Consider the following 15,013-nt stretch of genomic DNA (forward strand, 5'->3'; position numbering starts at 1 on the left):
TGACACCGCGCTCGAGGTGCCGTCGGTTTCGGCTGCCCCGAGCGCGGTTCGCAAACCCCTGACCGCTCGCGGAGAGAGAACGCGGGCGGCTCTGGTGTCTGCGGCGCGCACGGTCTTCGAGCGCGACGGATTCGCCGACTCACGGCTCACCGACATCACCACTGAGGCCCAGTGCTCGATCGGGTCGTTCTACACCTACTTCGACAGCAAGGAAGAGATCCTCGACGCCGTGTTGGCCGAGGCGCATCAGGACATGCTGCATCCGGGCTTCCCGCACGTGGAGCCGGGTTCTGACGACGATCCCACCGAGATCCTCGCCGCAGCCAACCGGGCCTATTTCGAGGCGTATCGGCGTAACGCCGGCCTGCGTCTCGTGCTCGAGCAGGTGTCGTCGACGATGGCGGAGTTCCGTGAGAAGCGGCGCCAGCGCAGCCACGTGTTCGTCGAACGCAATGCGCGCCACATCCAGGAATTGCAGGAACGAGGCATCGCCGATCCAGAACTCGATGCGACGGCAGCGGCCGCGGCGTTGTCGGGCATGGTGTCGCGGATGGCCTACCAGGCGTTCATCGTCGGTGGCGAGCCGCATGACGTCGACGCGATGGTCGACACCGCCACCCGCCTGTGGGTCAACGCGATCGGCCTTCGCCGTCCGGGTTCGGCGTCGCGCGCCTGATCACCCGGACGGCACTCTCGCACGGGTCCGCAGCCTCGGATGAGGTTCCCGACCGCAACCTCATCGAGGCTGCCGTATACCAGTACCCGTCGAGCTGAGTTCGCGCAGCGAGTCACGGTCGATCGCGCGCTTGAGGATCTTTCCGGTCGCGCCCTTCGGCAGCGCGTCGACGACGTGGACGATCCGCGGAACCTTGTAGGCGCTGAGTCGTTCTTTCGCCCAGCCGCGTAGCGAATCGGTGTCGAGCACGGCGTCCGGCCGCAACGCGATGACCGCGGCGATCTCCTCGCCATAGTGGGCGTCGGGCACTCCGATGACGGCGACCTCGACGATGTCGGGGTGGGTGTAGAGCACCTCTTCGACTTCTCTCGGGTAGACGTTGTAGCCGCCGCGGATGATGAGATCCTTTGCGCGGTCGATGATCCGGAGGTCACCGTCGGCGTCCATCGCGCCGATGTCGCCCGTGCGCAGCCACCCGTCGACGAGCTCGGATGCGGTGGCCTCGGGGCGGTTCCAATAGCCCGTCATCACCGTCGGTCCTTTGAGGAAGATCTCACCGACCTCGTCGGCGGCGAGTGGTGTGCCGTCGGGATCGCGGATCTCGATGGTGAAGCCCGGCAACGCCGGTCCGACTGTTCCGACCTTCGGTTCGCCGTTGAGGTCGCGGAAGGTCGCGGTGCCCGCGGTCTCGGTGAGGCCGTAGCCTTCGAGGATCGCGCAGCCGAACTTGTCGGCGAACGCACGAATGACCTCACCCGGCATCGACGCTCCGCCCGAGCATGCCAGTCGCAGGTCGACGAAATCGTCTGACGAGTATCCGGACGCGTTCTGCAACATCGCATTCCACATCGTCGGCACGCCACAGGCGATGGTGACATGCTCGTCGCGGATGCGGTTCATGAACTCCACGGGCGCGAAGGGTGACAGCAGCGACAGGCTGCCGCCCCAGGTGAGTGAGTTGTGCATCACGACGACCTGGCCGAAGCAGTGGAACAGGGGAAGTGCTGTGGCCCAACGCTCTTCGTCGCCGAGCCGCAGTGCCGGGCGGAACGCGATCGGCGCAGCGTTGACGTTGGCGATGCTCAACTGGGCGCCCTTGGGCTTTCCGGTGGTTCCGGAGGTGTACAGGATGACCGCGGTGTCGTGCTCGTCGCGCTCGACGTACGAATCGACCGACGGCGCGTCTGCGGCCGGATCATCCTCGAACGGCTTCAGTTCGACGAACGGAAGGCCACGGTTCGTCGCGACCAGATCGGCCGCCGCTGCCGACTCGTGCCATGCGACGATCAACGAGGTCCCGGAATCGTCGACCACGTAGTCGATCTCGTGGGTGGTCGACATCGTGTTGACCGTGATGATGGTTGCGCCGATCGTATGGAGTCCGTAGTAGGCGATGACGAACTCGGGAATCGACGGCGCAACAAGCAGTACGCGGTCACCGGGAGAGACTCCCAAGGCCGCGAAACGCGCTGCGCTGCGGGTGATTCGAGCACGCAGGTCGCCGTAACGCAGGATGCGGTCGCCGCTGCGTACCGCGATGCGGTCGGGGTAGGTGTCGGCACCCTTCCACAGGGCGGCTACGGGGTTGGCCATGAGAATTCCTTATGACAGAAGGGTTGTGGAGCTGCATGCGCCCGGGGCGGTAGTCGCCCCGGGCGCATGGTGGTCACTCGAAGTAGCGGCGCGGGACGTCGACGAGCATGGTGGTGATGTCGGCGTCGCTCACACCCCGTTCACGCAGGGCGGGCAGCACGTCCTCGCTGATGTGGCGGTAGTTCCAGTTCGGGACCGCCTGCTTCTTGGCCTCGGGATCGAACCAGTCGATGAAGCACGACGCATCGTGGGCAAGTCCCATCCGATCGGCGTAACCGCGTTTGGCCAGTTCGACGATGGTGTTGATGCGGTCGTCGAAGGGCAGCAGGACGTCGAGTCCAAAGCGATCCATGCCCAGGATCGATCCCTCGTCGGCAAGCTTCATGAGGTAGTCGAGGTCGGTCGAGTCGCCGGAATGTCCGATGACGACCTTGCTCAGGTCGACGCCCTCCTCGCGCAGAACACGCTGCGCGACAAGGCCCGAGCCGGTGTGCGGGTTGGTGTGCACGGTGATCGGTGCACCGGTCTGAACGTGTGCCTGGCCGACGGCCCGCATCACGCGTTCGACGCCGGGCGTCAGGCCCTGCTCTTCGATGGCGCACTTGAGGAACGAGGCCTGCACGTCGGTGTCGGCGATGCCCTTGGTGAGGTCGCGGACGAAGAGGTTCACCAGCGGCTCGTCGACGTCGAAGAGCAGTCCCGGGCCGGTGTAGTGGAACTGGAAGGGAATGTCGTTGTAGGTGTAGAGGCCCGTCGCCACCACGATGTTCAGGTCGACCTGGTCGGCGATCTTCTTGATCCGGGGGATGTAGCGGCCCAGGCCGAGCACCGTCGGGTCGAAGATGGTGTCGATTCCAAGCCCCTTGAGCTCGCGCAGATCGCGCACGGCGTCGGCGATCTTGCGATCCTCGTCCCAGTCGTCCTGGTAGTTCTCCCGGTACTCCTCGCCGAGGACGAAGATGTGCTCGTGGATGAGAGTCGGGCCCAGGTCGCCCGAGTCCACGGGGCCCGTGACGGTGTTGACAGTGCTCATCTGATGTCCCTTCGAAGTGTGTGAGCAGTCGCCGACGGTGGTCGGTGTGCGCTGCATCACCAAAAGACAATAGATGAGGCTGAGTTCATGTTCAAGTAGCAGTTTTCACTGCTCTGTCATCCGATCAGTGCAGCACCGTGATGCCCCTGAGACTCACGCCCTGATGCCATTTGCCACACTTGAGTGGTGCAGAAGTTACTGGTGAGGCGAATGAGACTGTTGGGACTTGTAGCGATTGCGGTGATGGCTGCAATCGTTGCCGGTGCCGGCCAGGCATTGGCCGCGCCGGGAACCTCGACAACTCCGACATCGCCCGCTCCCACATCACCCACGACACCCCACACGGGAACGCCGACGTTGCCCTCTGTCGGTATCCCGCAGGTCGACGGAATCCTCGACACTCTCGCGGGTAACGGATCGTCGAAGCCGGGTACCACGGCGTCGGACACCGGCCAGATGATCGTGGTCACGGCACCCAAGGCGTCCGACCCCACCGCGACGCTCACCGCGTTCGAGAAGGGTGCGGACAAGTCGTGGAAGCCCGTGTTCGGGCCGACCAAGGCGTTCCTGGGTTCGCTGGGAATGGGGGAGCCCAAGGACAACGTCTATCGCACGCCCGAGGGCACCTTCGCGCTGGACCAGGCGTTCGGTAGGCAGGCCAACCCCGGCACCAAGATGCCGTACTTCCAGGCGACGCGTCAGGACTGGTGGGACTCCAACATGAAGTCCCCGACCTACAACACCCACGTCCGCCAGGCGAACAGCCCCGGCGGTGACAGCGAGAACCTCTACGACGCAGGTCCGGTGTACGACTACGCGGTCAACATCGCACACAACCCGCAGCGCACCCCCGGCAAGGCGTCGGCGATGTTCCTCCACGTCACCAACGGCGAGCCGACGCAGGGCTGCGTTGCCATCGATCGCGACGTGATGCGCAAGATCCTCGCGTGGCTCGACCCCGCCAAGCACCCCAAGATCACCATCGGCGTCAACGCCGCCGCCCCCACGGGCGACGGGCCGTCGACCACCGCGCCGTCGGGAACGACGCCGAAGACGCCTACAACGCCGAGCCTGCCGGGAGTGTCAGACATCCTGGGCGACAAGGGGTTGAGTGACCTCTTGACGCAACTGGTCAACCTCATCCCGACTCTGCTCGGGACCAAATAGCGCACTCGCGGCGGTAGCCGCGCGCTGAATATGTGTTGAATCGAAGGACGTGGGTGCTTCAGCACCCACGTCCTTCGATATGACACACATATAGGACGAAGTGAGGGCCAGTGAACCCGAGGGCGACTCGGCCGTCACTCCGAAGTAGCGCGCGTCCTCTTGAGCTCGAAGCACGCCGCGCGACGACCACCGAAGTCGTCGCGCGGCGCGCTCACGAGTTCGATCTGTGCACGCGCCTGGTCGACGACCGGTGTGTCGGGATCGAGCACTCTGAGGTACACCTCATGTGCCGCAAGGGAATTCACTGCGACATCGATCTGCTCGGTGACGTCGACGGCGTGCGTCGGGTGTGGACCGTTCTCGAACAGCCAGCGCGGAGCTTCGTCGCCGAGTGAGTCGTACGCATCGAGAACCGCTGCGGCGAACTCCATGTGATCGCGCTGGTTGGGTTTACCCGGCGCCCACTCCGCTCCGCCGTAGAGCGAGAGCACCACCTGCGGGCCGACCCGTCGGATCGTCTCTGCGATCGCGGCGCGGAGCTCGGGAGTGTTGCGAATGTTGCTGTCCGGAAAGCCCCAGAACTCCACCTCGTCGACGCCGACGATGGCGGCAGACGCGCGTTGTTCGCCTTCTCGAAGCGGACCGGCCTCGGCTGCCGCCATGCCTTCGATGCCGAGCTCACCGCTTGACGCCAGCGCGTACACGACGCGTTTGCCTTCGCTCGTCCACTTCGCGACCGCCGCCGCCATGCCGTACTCCGGATCATCCGGATGCGCCACGAGCGCGAGCGCCGTCTGCCAGTCGGTGGGGAAGGGCGCGAGATCGGTCATGACTCAGCGCTTGTGGTCGAGGTTGGCCATCTTCAACACGTCGAGGCGCTTGTCGAGTTCCTCTTCGCTGAGCTTGTCGGGGACGAGACCACGATCGAGAACGGTCTGCCGGATCGTCTTCTTCTCCTTGAGGGCCTGCTTCGCGACCGCCGCGGCCTCCTCGTAACCGATGGCCGAGTTGAGCGGCGTGACGATCGACGGCGAGCTCTCGGCGAGAGTCCGCAGGCGCTCCTCATCGGCCTTGAGGCCGGAGATGCAGCGGTCGGCGAACAGCCGAGACACGTTGGCGAGGAGCTTCAGCGATTCGAGGACGTTGCGCGCCATCATCGGGATGTAGACGTTCAGCTCGAACGCACCGTTGCCGCCACCCCAGGTCACCGCCGCGTCGTTGCCGATGACCTGCGCCGCGACCTGCGTAACCGCCTCGGGCAGAACGGGATTGACCTTGCCCGGCATGATCGAGCTGCCTGGCTGGAGGTCGGGGAGGTGGATCTCGGCGAGACCGGTGAGCGGACCGGAACCCATCCACCGGACGTCGTTGGCGATCTTGGTCAACGAGACCGCGATGGTCTTGAGCTGACCGGACAGTTCCACGAGTCCGTCGCGGGCGGCCTGCGCCTCGAAGTTGTTCTTGGCCAACGTGATCGCGTCGACGTCGGTGAGCTTGACCAGTTCTTCGACGACCTTGGTGCCGAAGTGGTCGGGGGCGTTGAGACCGGTTCCGACGGCGGTGCCACCGATGGGCACCTCGCCGACCCGCGGCAGCGTCGCGACAAGACGCTCGATGCCTGCTTCGACAGCCCTGGTGTAACCGCTGAACTCCTGGCCGAGCGTGACCGGCACCGCGTCCATCAGGTGGGTGCGGCCGCTCTTGACCACCTCGCGCCACTCCTCGGCCTTGGCGAGCAGTGCCAACCGCAGGTGGTCGAGCGCGGGGATCAGGTCGGTGACGACGGCCTCGGTCGCAGCGACGTGCGTCGCGGTGGGGAAGGTGTCGTTCGACGACTGCGACATGTTGACGTCGTCATTCGGGTGAACCTCGACGCCGTTCGCCTTCGCGATCGACGCGATCACCTCGTTGGCGTTCATGTTCGAGCTGGTGCCCGACCCGGTCTGGAAGACGTCGATGGGGAACTGGTCGTCGTGCTTGCCCTCGGCGATCTCCTTGGCAGCGGCGATGATGGCGTCGGCCTTGGTGGCGTCGAGCAGGCCGAGGTCCTTGTTGACCTGCGCGCAGGCGGCCTTGAGCAGTCCCATCGCACGGATCTGCGTGCGCTCGAGCGGGCGGTGACTGATCGGGAAGTTCTCGACGGCGCGTTGCGTCTGTGCGCGCCACAGTGCGTCGACGGGGACCTTGACCTCGCCCATGGTGTCGTGCTCGATGCGGTACTGCTGCTCGCTCATCTGATGCGTCCTCCGGATGTCTGCGGTGGGTTAGGACTACCTCAATCCACGCTACTCGCCGCGACCTACCGCCCATCCGCGGCCCGGTCAGGACCTGACGCGCACCCCGAGCGGGACCGTCACCGTGCCGGACGGGTCGGTGAAGAAGTCGTTGCCCTTGTCGTCGACGACGATGAAGGCCGGGAAGTTCTCGACCTCGATCTTCCAGACCGCTTCCATCCCGAGCTCCGGGTACTCGATGACCTCCTGGCTCTTGATGCAATCGAGGGCGAGGCGAGCTGCCGGGCCGCCGATCGAACCGAGGTAGAAGCCCCCGTGCGCGTCGCATGCCTGGGTGACCTGCTTGGAGCGATTTCCCTTGGCCAACATGACCATTGATCCGCCTGCGGCCTGGAACTGCTCGACATAGGAGTCCATGCGACCCGCCGTCGTCGGTCCGAACGAACCCGACGCCATGCCCTCGGGAGTCTTGGCCGGACCCGCGTAATAGACGGGGTGATCGCGCAGATACTGCGGCATCGGCTCGCCCGCGTCGAGGCGTTCTTTGATCTTGGCGTGTGCGATATCGCGAGCCACGACGAGGGGCCCGGTCAGCGACAGTCGAGTCTTGACCGGATACTTCGACAGTTCGGCGAGGATCTCCGGCATCGGCCGGTTGAGATCGATCTCGACGACCTGCCCTCCCTCGATGTCCTCGGCGACGCCGGCGTCCGGCATGTACTGCGCCGGATCGGTTTCGAGCTGCTCGAGGAACACGCCCTCGGAGGTGATCTTGCCCAGTGCCTGGCGGTCGGCCGAGCACGAGACCGCGATGGCCACCGGGCACGATGCGCCGTGACGCGGCAGACGCACGACCCGGACGTCGTGGCAGAAGTACTTGCCGCCGAACTGGGCGCCGATGCCGAAGGACTGGGTCAGCTTGAAGACCTCCTCCTCGAGCTCGACGTCCCGGAAGCCATGCGCCGACATCGAGCCCTCCGTGGGGAGCGTGTCGAGGTAGTGCGCCGATGCGTATTTCGCTGTCTTCAAGGCGAATTCGGCCGACGTCCCGCCGATGACGACGGCGAGGTGGTACGGCGGACAGGCGGCGGTACCCAGTGACCGGATCTTCTCGTCGAGGAAGGTCAGCAGGCGGTCGGGGTTGAGGATCGCCTTGGTCTCCTGGAACAGGAACGACTTGTTGGCGCTGCCGCCGCCCTTGGCCATGAAGAGGAACTTGTACTCAGGTCCCTTCGGCCCCTGCTGGGTCGAGTAGATCTCCACCTGCGCAGGCAGATTGGTGCCCGTGTTCTTCTCGTCGTATGTCGTCAAGGGCGCGAGCTGTGAGTAGCGCAGGTTGAGTTTGGTGTACGCGTCGTAGACGCCGCGCGAGATCCACTCGCCGTCGTCGACGCCGGTCAGCACCCCCTCGGACTTCTTGCCCATGACGATCGCTGTGCCGGTGTCCTGGCACATCGGCAGCACGCCGCCCGCGGAGATGTTGACGTTCTTGAGCAGATCGAGCGCGACGAAACGATCGTTGCCCGACGCCTCCGGGTCGTCGATGATCTTGCGCAACTGCCGCAGGTGTGCGGGGCGCAGGTAGTGGCTGATGTCGTGCATCGCCTCCGACGTCAAGCGTTCGAGGGCTTCCGGCGCGACCTTGAGGAAGGTCTGGCCGTCGACGTCGACCGTCGAGACCCCCTCGGTGGTGATCAGGCGATAGGGCGTGTCATCGGCGCCGGAGGGTAGCAATTCGGCATAGCGAAACTCCGGAGCAAGGGCTGGTTTGCTCACGTGCGAATCCTATCGCGGCCGGTCAGCGACCCTCCCGCGTCCCGGTGCCTGATGTGGGCCACGCCACGGGGATTCGTCACAGCCCCAGTCCGATGTGCGTGAGGAACGGAAGGGGTATTAGTGTGTGGTGGGTCACAGTTCACTGAACTGTTGTCGATTCAGTGATGTCAACACGGGAGGGGAACGCATTGGCAGCAATCGTGCTCGCCGAGGTTCGAACGAACTGTGAACGCGAGGCCGTCGCCGAATGGGCGTCGAGCAGACATCCCGACGCCCCGGTGCGCACACTCGACGAAGTCGATCCCGAGACCCTTGACCCGGCAACGACGCTGATTCCCGCCCGGGTTGTCTGGCTTCCCCCGATGCGCAAGGGTGAGCGCCGCGTGTCGATGGCCGACGTTCTGGTGCTGTCCAACCCGCGGCGACCACCCGCGTTTCGTCAGGGAGCGATCAAGAAGCGTGCGCCCGACCGTGTGCGAGTGGTCGCGGGCGAACCGGCGACCGTGGAGGAGTTGCGCCGCAGGCACGAGCAGTCGTCGGCCGAGGGAGAAGACTTCGGACGATTCGTCGAACTGGCGGCCGCACTGTCCGCGGAGCGCGCCGAGCGACAACTGATCGGCGACCGCTACAAGGTGCCGAAACTCGTGGCGCAGCAGATCGGTTCGTCGGCGCGCTTTCAGGCCAATGCCGCCAAGCTCGCCGCCGATCTCGGTCGCCCTGCGGCGGCGGTCATCCAGGATGCGATCGACAAGATGTCGACGTTCGTGGCCACGCAGAGCCCGCTGATGGACGACGTGTTCTCGACGACCTTCGGCAAGCTGTACGAACGTACCTGGACGGTCTCGGCCGACCTCGACACGTTGAGCGAACTGCGCAATCTCAACAAGACCCACGGCTTGGTGTTCCTGCCATCGCACCGGTCGTACGTCGACACGCTGGTTCTCTCCGATGTGCTACGGCGCCATGACTTTCCGCCCAATCTGGTGCTCGGCGGCAACAACCTGGCGCTGTGGCCACTCGCGGCAATTGCCCGACGTGCCGGAGTGATCTTCATTCGCCGCAAGTTCGGCGACGACCCGGTCTACAAGTTCGCGATGCGCGCATACCTGTCGTTCATCGTCGAGAAGCGGTTCAACCTCGAGTGGTACATCGAGGGCGGTCGCAGCCGCACGGGCAAGCTCCGTCCGCCGATGATGGGGCTGCTCGCCTACGTCGTCGACGCCGTCGAGCAACTCGACACCGCGGACGTCATGGTGGTGCCCACCTCGATCGTCTACGACCAGCTTCACGAGATCGCGGCGATCGCCCGCGAATCTGCCGGTGGCACAAAGAAACCCGAAGATGTGACGTGGCTGCTCAAATACGCCAAGGCGCAGCGGTCCTACCTCGGTGAGGCGCGGGTGCGGTTCGGTGAGCCGTTTTCGCTGCGGGAGTCGATCGTCGAGTTGAGCGAGGACGATCCCGCACGCTTGGAGAAGATCGCCTTCAAGGTGATGGACGAGATCAACGCGGCGACACCGATTTCGGCGACCTCGCTTGCGGGTTTCGCGCTGTTGGGGGCGGGTGATCGGGCATACACGGCCAAAGAGATCGAGGACATACTGCGGCCGCTGCTCGCCTACATCGAGCGTCGCGAGCTACCGGGACCCGATCCGGCGATGTGCCGGGGACTAGGGCTGAAATCCACGTTGAAAGAACTGACCGACGCGGGTGTGCTGACCCATTTCGCGGGCGGTGTCGACGACGTGTGGTCGATAGCCGGGGAGAACCACGCGGTGGCCGCGTACTACCGCAATGGTGCGATCCATCATTTCGTCGACCGTGCGATCGTCGAGGTCGCGCTGTTCGCCGCGGACCGTCGAACCATCGACGACGATCGCGAAACACGCCTGGCCGCAGCGCAAGCCGAGGCGCTGCGGATTCGGGATCTGCTGAAGTTCGAGTTCTTCTTCCCGACAAAGCAGGAGTTTCTGCACCGACTCGGCGCCGAGATGGATCTCATCGCGCCCGAGTGGCGAAAGGTCAGGCCAACGCCCGCGTGGTTGCACGACACCTTCGTCGCGATGTCGGGAGAGCTGTTTGCCCGCAGAACCCTTCAGCCCTTCTTCGACGCGCAATTGGTCGTGTCGCGGCGGCTGGTGGAACTGGGCGAGGAGTCCCGCGAGAAGCAGGAGATCATCGCCGATTGCCTCGGGTTGGGTAAGCAGCTTGCGCTGCAGGGCGTCGTGAAGAGCAGGGATTCGGTGTCGACGGAGCTCTACACCGCCGCGTACAAGCTGGCCGAGAATCGGGGATTGATCGATCCCCACGACGGACGCGATCTGGTTGCGGCACGGCAGGAGTGGCTCGACGAGGTCAAGGACATGCGGGATCGTCTTGCGAGAATCGCCGAGATCGAGGCGAAGCAGACCGGAGTGACGGCGGTATGAGCGCACTGGGCGATCGCCTGGCCGAGATCCGCTCTGCACCGCGCGGCAAGCACATCGGCGCGTTCTTCGACTACGACGGGACCCTGATCGAAGGGTTCTCTGCGACAGCACTTTTCGGAGCCCGGATACGAAGTATGGAGTTCGGGATCGGGGAGGTCGCCGACTTCGCGCTGATCGGACTGCGTGGAGTGGAGTCCGAACAGGACTACGCGGAGGTGCTCCAAGCCACCAAGCCGACGTTCGCGGGCAAGACGTACGCGGAGCTTTTGGACTTGGGAGACAGGCTCTTTCGGCAGGAGACGGCCGCCAAACTACGTCCTCAGATGTGGCAGATCCTCAACGCGCACCGCGAGATGGGGCACCGTATCGTGATCGCGTCGTCGGCGACGCGATTCCAGATCGAGCCCATCGCACGCGAAATCGAGGCTGATCACGCCTTGGCCACCGACGTCGAGGTGGTCGACGGCATCGTCACCGGGGAGGTGCTCGGCCGTCCGCTCTGGGGACCGGGTAAAGCGGCGGCGGTGCGCTCCCTGGCGCGCGAGCACAACATGGATCTCGACGCGTCCTTCGCCTACAGCGACGGCAACGAGGACATCCCGTATCTCGAAAGCGTCGGACATCCCGCAGCGGTCTCGCCTCGGAGGACGCTGCGGGCCGAGGCGGAATCCAGAGGGTGGCTGATCCTCGAACTACGCAATCCATCACACAATCGCTTCGGGATGGCTCTGCGTACCGGTGCGATGTACGGATCGTTTCTCGCCGGTGCCGCCGCCGGAATCGCGGGCGGCGTCGTGGCGCGCAGTCGATTCGAGAGCGCCGTCCAGGCGGGCATCGCCACCGGGAACGACGTCGGGCTGGCGTTGGCCGGTGTGCATGTCGACGTCCTCGACGGCGCCGAATACCTGACGTCGGACCGTCCCTGCGTGTTCGCGTTCAACCATCAGTCGAAACTCGACCTCCCCGTCATGATCCACCTGATCCAACGCAACGCGACGGGTGTGGCGAAGAAGGAGATCCAACGGCTTCCGGTGTTCGGTCAGATTCTCGACGCAGCAGGGTTGGTCTTCATCGATCGAGCCGACGCCGGGAAGGCCATCAATCAGCTCGAGCCGGCCGTACGCAAGCTGCGCGACGAGGGCGCCTCGTTGGTCGTGGCGCCGGAGGGCACGCGATCGCCGACGCCGCGGATCGGACGGTTCAAGAAGGGGCCCTTCCACATCGCCATGCAGGCAGGGGTGCCCATCGTTCCGGTCGTGCTGCGCAATGTCGGCGAATTGATGTGGCGTGGTTCGCAACTCGTGGCACCGGGCACGATCGAGGTGCGCGTGTTGCCGCCCGTCGACACATCGGAGTGGCAGGCGGAGACGATCGACGACCACACCGAGGAGGTACGCCAGATGTTCATCACCGCGCTGGCGGAGTGGCCGGAGCCGAACGGAACTGCAGAACACGATGATTCGCAACAGGACGAGAGCCGCAGTGACGACGCAGGGGAGGCTGTCGAATGAGTGAGGACCAACCCCTCGAGTGGGGCACCGAGCAGCACATGAGTCCGGTCGACGCGCTGATGTGGCGCGGCGACACCGACCGTCGACTGCGCGGGACGATCTCGATGATCGAGATCTACGATTGCGAACCCGACTGGGACAGACTGATCGCGGCACACGACTGGGGCAGCCGGATGGCGCCCAGATTCCGTTCGCGCGTTGTTGATTCGCCGCTGCACACCGGCACGCCGAGTTGGGCCGTCGACCCGGAGTTCGATCTCCACTATCACGTTCGACGCATCCGATTGCCCGGCGACGGCTCGATGGGCGAACTGCTGTCGACGTGTGAGCAATTGGCGATGACCGCGCTCGACCCGGCGCGACCGCCGTGGGAGGGCTACCTGATCACCGGCCTCGCCGACGGCAAGACCGCGTACTTCCTCAAGGCGCATCACGCGTTGACCGATGGACTCGGCGCGATTCTCGCTCTTGCGCAACTGCATTCGCCTTCGCGTGAGCCGATCCCGGACAAGCCTCAGCCACCCGCGCCGCCGCCGACCGAACTGTCGGCGTTCGAGGTGCTCGCTCGACAGGTGGGGGAGGAGATTCGACGTACGCCCTACCGTGCGGGCGTGGTGTTGCGCGGAGCGTTGGCGCTGACAGATCCCAAGCAAGCGTTGAGCAAGGTGCTGCGCTACGGGCGGTCGGTGCCGCGCGTTGCCGGCCTCGTGAGTCCGCCCGGTTCGCCGCTGCTCGCCGACCGCAGCCTCTCCTGGCGCTTCCTTGCGTTCGAGGTGCCATTCGTTGAGCTGAAAGCGGTGGCGAAGTCGATGAAGGCGTCGATCAACGACGTCTATCTCGGCGGGCTGATCGGTGGCTTCCGCATCTATCACGAGAAGATGGGTGAGCAGGTCGACGCGATTCCCGTCGCGATCCCGATCTCGGTGCGTCGACCAGAAGATCCCGAGGGTGGTAACCGCATCGCGGTCGGCAGGCTTGCCGGGCCGATGGGCATCGACGACCCGTTCGAGCGTGTGTTGACGATCCGCGAGCAGGTGCGTGCCGCGCGCACGGAGCCCGCCGTCGACATCTTCAACACACTGGGGTCGGTGCTGGCGTGGATGCCGGGTGAGCTTCTCGGTCAGTTCAGTGGCGCGACGAGCATGAATGATCTGCAGGCCAGCAATGTGCCGGGTATCCCGTGGGAGACGTTCGTGGCGGGTGCGAAGGTCGAGCGGTTGTTCCCGTTCGGACCGCTCCCCGGATGCGCGGTGATGGCAACGATGATCACGCACAACGCCACGGCATGCCTCGGGCTCAACTGCGACGCCGCGTCGATCTCCGACCCGGAACTGTTCGCCGAGTGCATCGTAGCCGGGTTCGACGAGGTGCTCGCCGTCGCCGCCCCGACCGGTGAGGACATCGACCGGGTCGGGATGCGGCGCGTCGTATAGGGGCTCTGGCTAGATGTCGAGGCGCGCGTACTCGCGCAGCTTGGTGGTGCGGTGCACGGCCTCGATGCGGCGGATGGTTCCCGACTTCGAGCGCATGACCAGCGAACGGGTGGTCGCGCCGCCACGGCGGTAGGTGACGCCGCGGAGCATGTCGCCGTTGGTGACGCCGGTTGCCGCGAAAAAGCAGTTCTCGCCGCGGACCAGGTCATCGGTGCCCAGCACCCGGTCGAGGTCGTGTCCGGCGTCGATCGCCTTCTGGCGCTCTTCGTCGTTGCGCGGCCACAGCTTGCCCTGGATCTCGCCGCCCATGCACTTCATCGCGACTGCGGTGATGATGCCCTCCGGCGTACCGCCGACACCCATGAGCATGTCCACCGTCGAGTAGTCACCGGCAGCGGCGATCGCGCCCGCGACGTCGCCGTCGGAGATCAAGCGGATCTTGGCGCCTGCCTTGCGGATTTCTCCGATGAGGTCGGCGTGGCGCGGACGGTCGAGGACGACGACGGTCAGATCGCCGACGTCGATGCCCTTGGCCTTGGCGACCGAGTTGATGTTCCACTCGACCGACTCGTCGATGTTGATGGCGCCCTTGGCTTCCGGGCCGACGGCGATCTTGTCCATGTAGAAGACGGCAGACGGGTCGTACATGGTGCCGCGCTCGCTGACCGCGATGACGGCGATCGAGTTGGGGCGACCCTCGGCCATCAGCGTGGTGCCGTCGATGGGGTCGACCGCGACGTCGCAGTCGGGGCCGAATCCGTTGCCGACCTCTTCGCCGTTGAACAGCATCGGGGCCTCGTCCTTTTCGCCCTCACCGATCACGACGACGCCGCGCATGGAGACTGTCGACAGGAGTTCGCGCATCGCGTCGACGGCCGCACCGTCGCCCTTCTTCTTCTCGCCGCGTCCCACCCAGCGTCCTGCGGCGAGTGCCGCGGCCTCGGTGACCCGCACCAGCTCCATGGCAAGGTTGCGGTCGGGTGCCTGGTGGTTTTCGGCTGTCATGTCTGATCGACTCCTTGGCGTTGGCAGTGACGCGGCCGCAGTGGCGTACGCGGCATCGGGCGAATGACGCCCATCGATCATCCTTTCATGACGAGTGCGAGTTCACGCACCCGCCTCGGGAGTGATCTGACGCGTCGATGCAGCGCACGCGGGTTG

At 65.2% G+C, this 15,013-nt stretch carries 11 protein-coding genes; 5 read left to right on the plus strand and 6 right to left on the minus strand.

From position 1 onward, the window contains the following. Positions 1-676, plus strand: a 676-nt coding sequence (locus GOSPT_RS18230; RefSeq protein ID WP_005207935.1) for a TetR/AcrR family transcriptional regulator, incomplete at its 5' end; no start/stop codon positions are given. A 60-nt stretch (positions 677-736) separates the two neighbouring features. Here GOSPT_RS18230 and GOSPT_RS18235 read toward each other — a convergent pair. After that, on the minus strand, positions 737-2,269 hold the full coding sequence (locus GOSPT_RS18235; RefSeq protein ID WP_005207936.1) for an AMP-binding protein: 1,533 nt from the start codon (positions 2,267-2,269) through the stop codon (positions 737-739). 73 nt (positions 2,270-2,342) lie between these two features. Further along, positions 2,343-3,302, minus strand: a complete 960-nt coding sequence (locus GOSPT_RS18240) for a phosphotriesterase family protein (RefSeq protein ID WP_005207937.1) — start codon at positions 3,300-3,302, stop codon at positions 2,343-2,345. Positions 3,303-3,512: 210 nt separating this feature from the next. On the opposite strand from GOSPT_RS18240, the gene GOSPT_RS18245 reads away from it, so the two are divergent. After that, entirely contained in the window at positions 3,513-4,469 is a 957-nt protein-coding gene (locus GOSPT_RS18245; RefSeq protein WP_039856631.1) for a L,D-transpeptidase family protein, read from the plus strand. A gap of 134 nt (positions 4,470-4,603) precedes the next feature. Here GOSPT_RS18245 and GOSPT_RS18250 read toward each other — a convergent pair whose 3' ends face one another. The 3 genes from GOSPT_RS18250 to GOSPT_RS18260 all read right to left on the minus strand — a co-directional run bounded on the left by GOSPT_RS18250 (position 4,604) and on the right by GOSPT_RS18260 (position 8,479). After that, positions 4,604-5,299 carry a PIG-L deacetylase family protein gene (locus tag GOSPT_RS18250; protein WP_005207939.1) on the minus strand — a complete coding sequence of 232 codons (696 nt, stop codon included), beginning with the start codon at positions 5,297-5,299 and terminating at the stop codon, positions 4,604-4,606. A gap of 3 nt (positions 5,300-5,302) precedes the next feature. Continuing rightward, positions 5,303-6,703, minus strand: coding sequence for a class II fumarate hydratase (locus GOSPT_RS18255; RefSeq protein WP_005207940.1), 1,401 nt, complete (start codon positions 6,701-6,703; stop codon positions 5,303-5,305). Positions 6,704-6,790: 87 nt separating this feature from the next. Next, positions 6,791-8,479 carry a fumarate hydratase gene (locus GOSPT_RS18260; RefSeq protein ID WP_005207941.1) on the minus strand — a complete coding sequence of 563 codons (1,689 nt, stop codon included), beginning with the start codon at positions 8,477-8,479 and terminating at the stop codon, positions 6,791-6,793. Between the two features lie 188 nt (positions 8,480-8,667). Between GOSPT_RS18260 and GOSPT_RS18265 the strand changes: the two genes are divergently transcribed. From GOSPT_RS18265 to GOSPT_RS18275, 3 genes are read left to right on the plus strand one after another with little or no spacing between them, the layout of a single operon-like run. Then, complete coding sequence (locus GOSPT_RS18265; protein ID WP_005207942.1) at positions 8,668-10,908, plus strand: glycerol-3-phosphate 1-O-acyltransferase; 2,241 nt, start codon at positions 8,668-8,670, stop codon at positions 10,906-10,908. Next, positions 10,905-12,419 (plus strand): HAD-IB family hydrolase, encoded by a 1,515-nt coding sequence (locus GOSPT_RS18270; RefSeq protein WP_005207943.1) that lies wholly within the window; start codon positions 10,905-10,907, stop codon positions 12,417-12,419. The genes GOSPT_RS18265 and GOSPT_RS18270 overlap by 4 nt, the downstream gene beginning before the upstream one ends. After that, on the plus strand, positions 12,416-13,852 hold the full coding sequence (locus tag GOSPT_RS18275) for a wax ester/triacylglycerol synthase domain-containing protein (RefSeq protein ID WP_005207944.1): 1,437 nt from the start codon (positions 12,416-12,418) through the stop codon (positions 13,850-13,852). Before GOSPT_RS18270 ends, GOSPT_RS18275 begins: the two co-directional genes overlap by 4 nt. 9 nt (positions 13,853-13,861) lie before the next feature. On the opposite strand, the gene glpX is transcribed toward GOSPT_RS18275, so the two are convergent. Next, entirely contained in the window at positions 13,862-14,857 is a 996-nt protein-coding gene (gene glpX / locus GOSPT_RS18280; RefSeq protein WP_005207945.1) for a class II fructose-bisphosphatase, read from the minus strand. Positions 14,858-15,013 lie beyond the last annotated feature (156 nt).

The organism is Gordonia sputi NBRC 100414, from assembly GCF_000248055.1.
GTDB classification, from domain to species: domain Bacteria; phylum Actinomycetota; class Actinomycetes; order Mycobacteriales; family Mycobacteriaceae; genus Gordonia; species Gordonia sputi.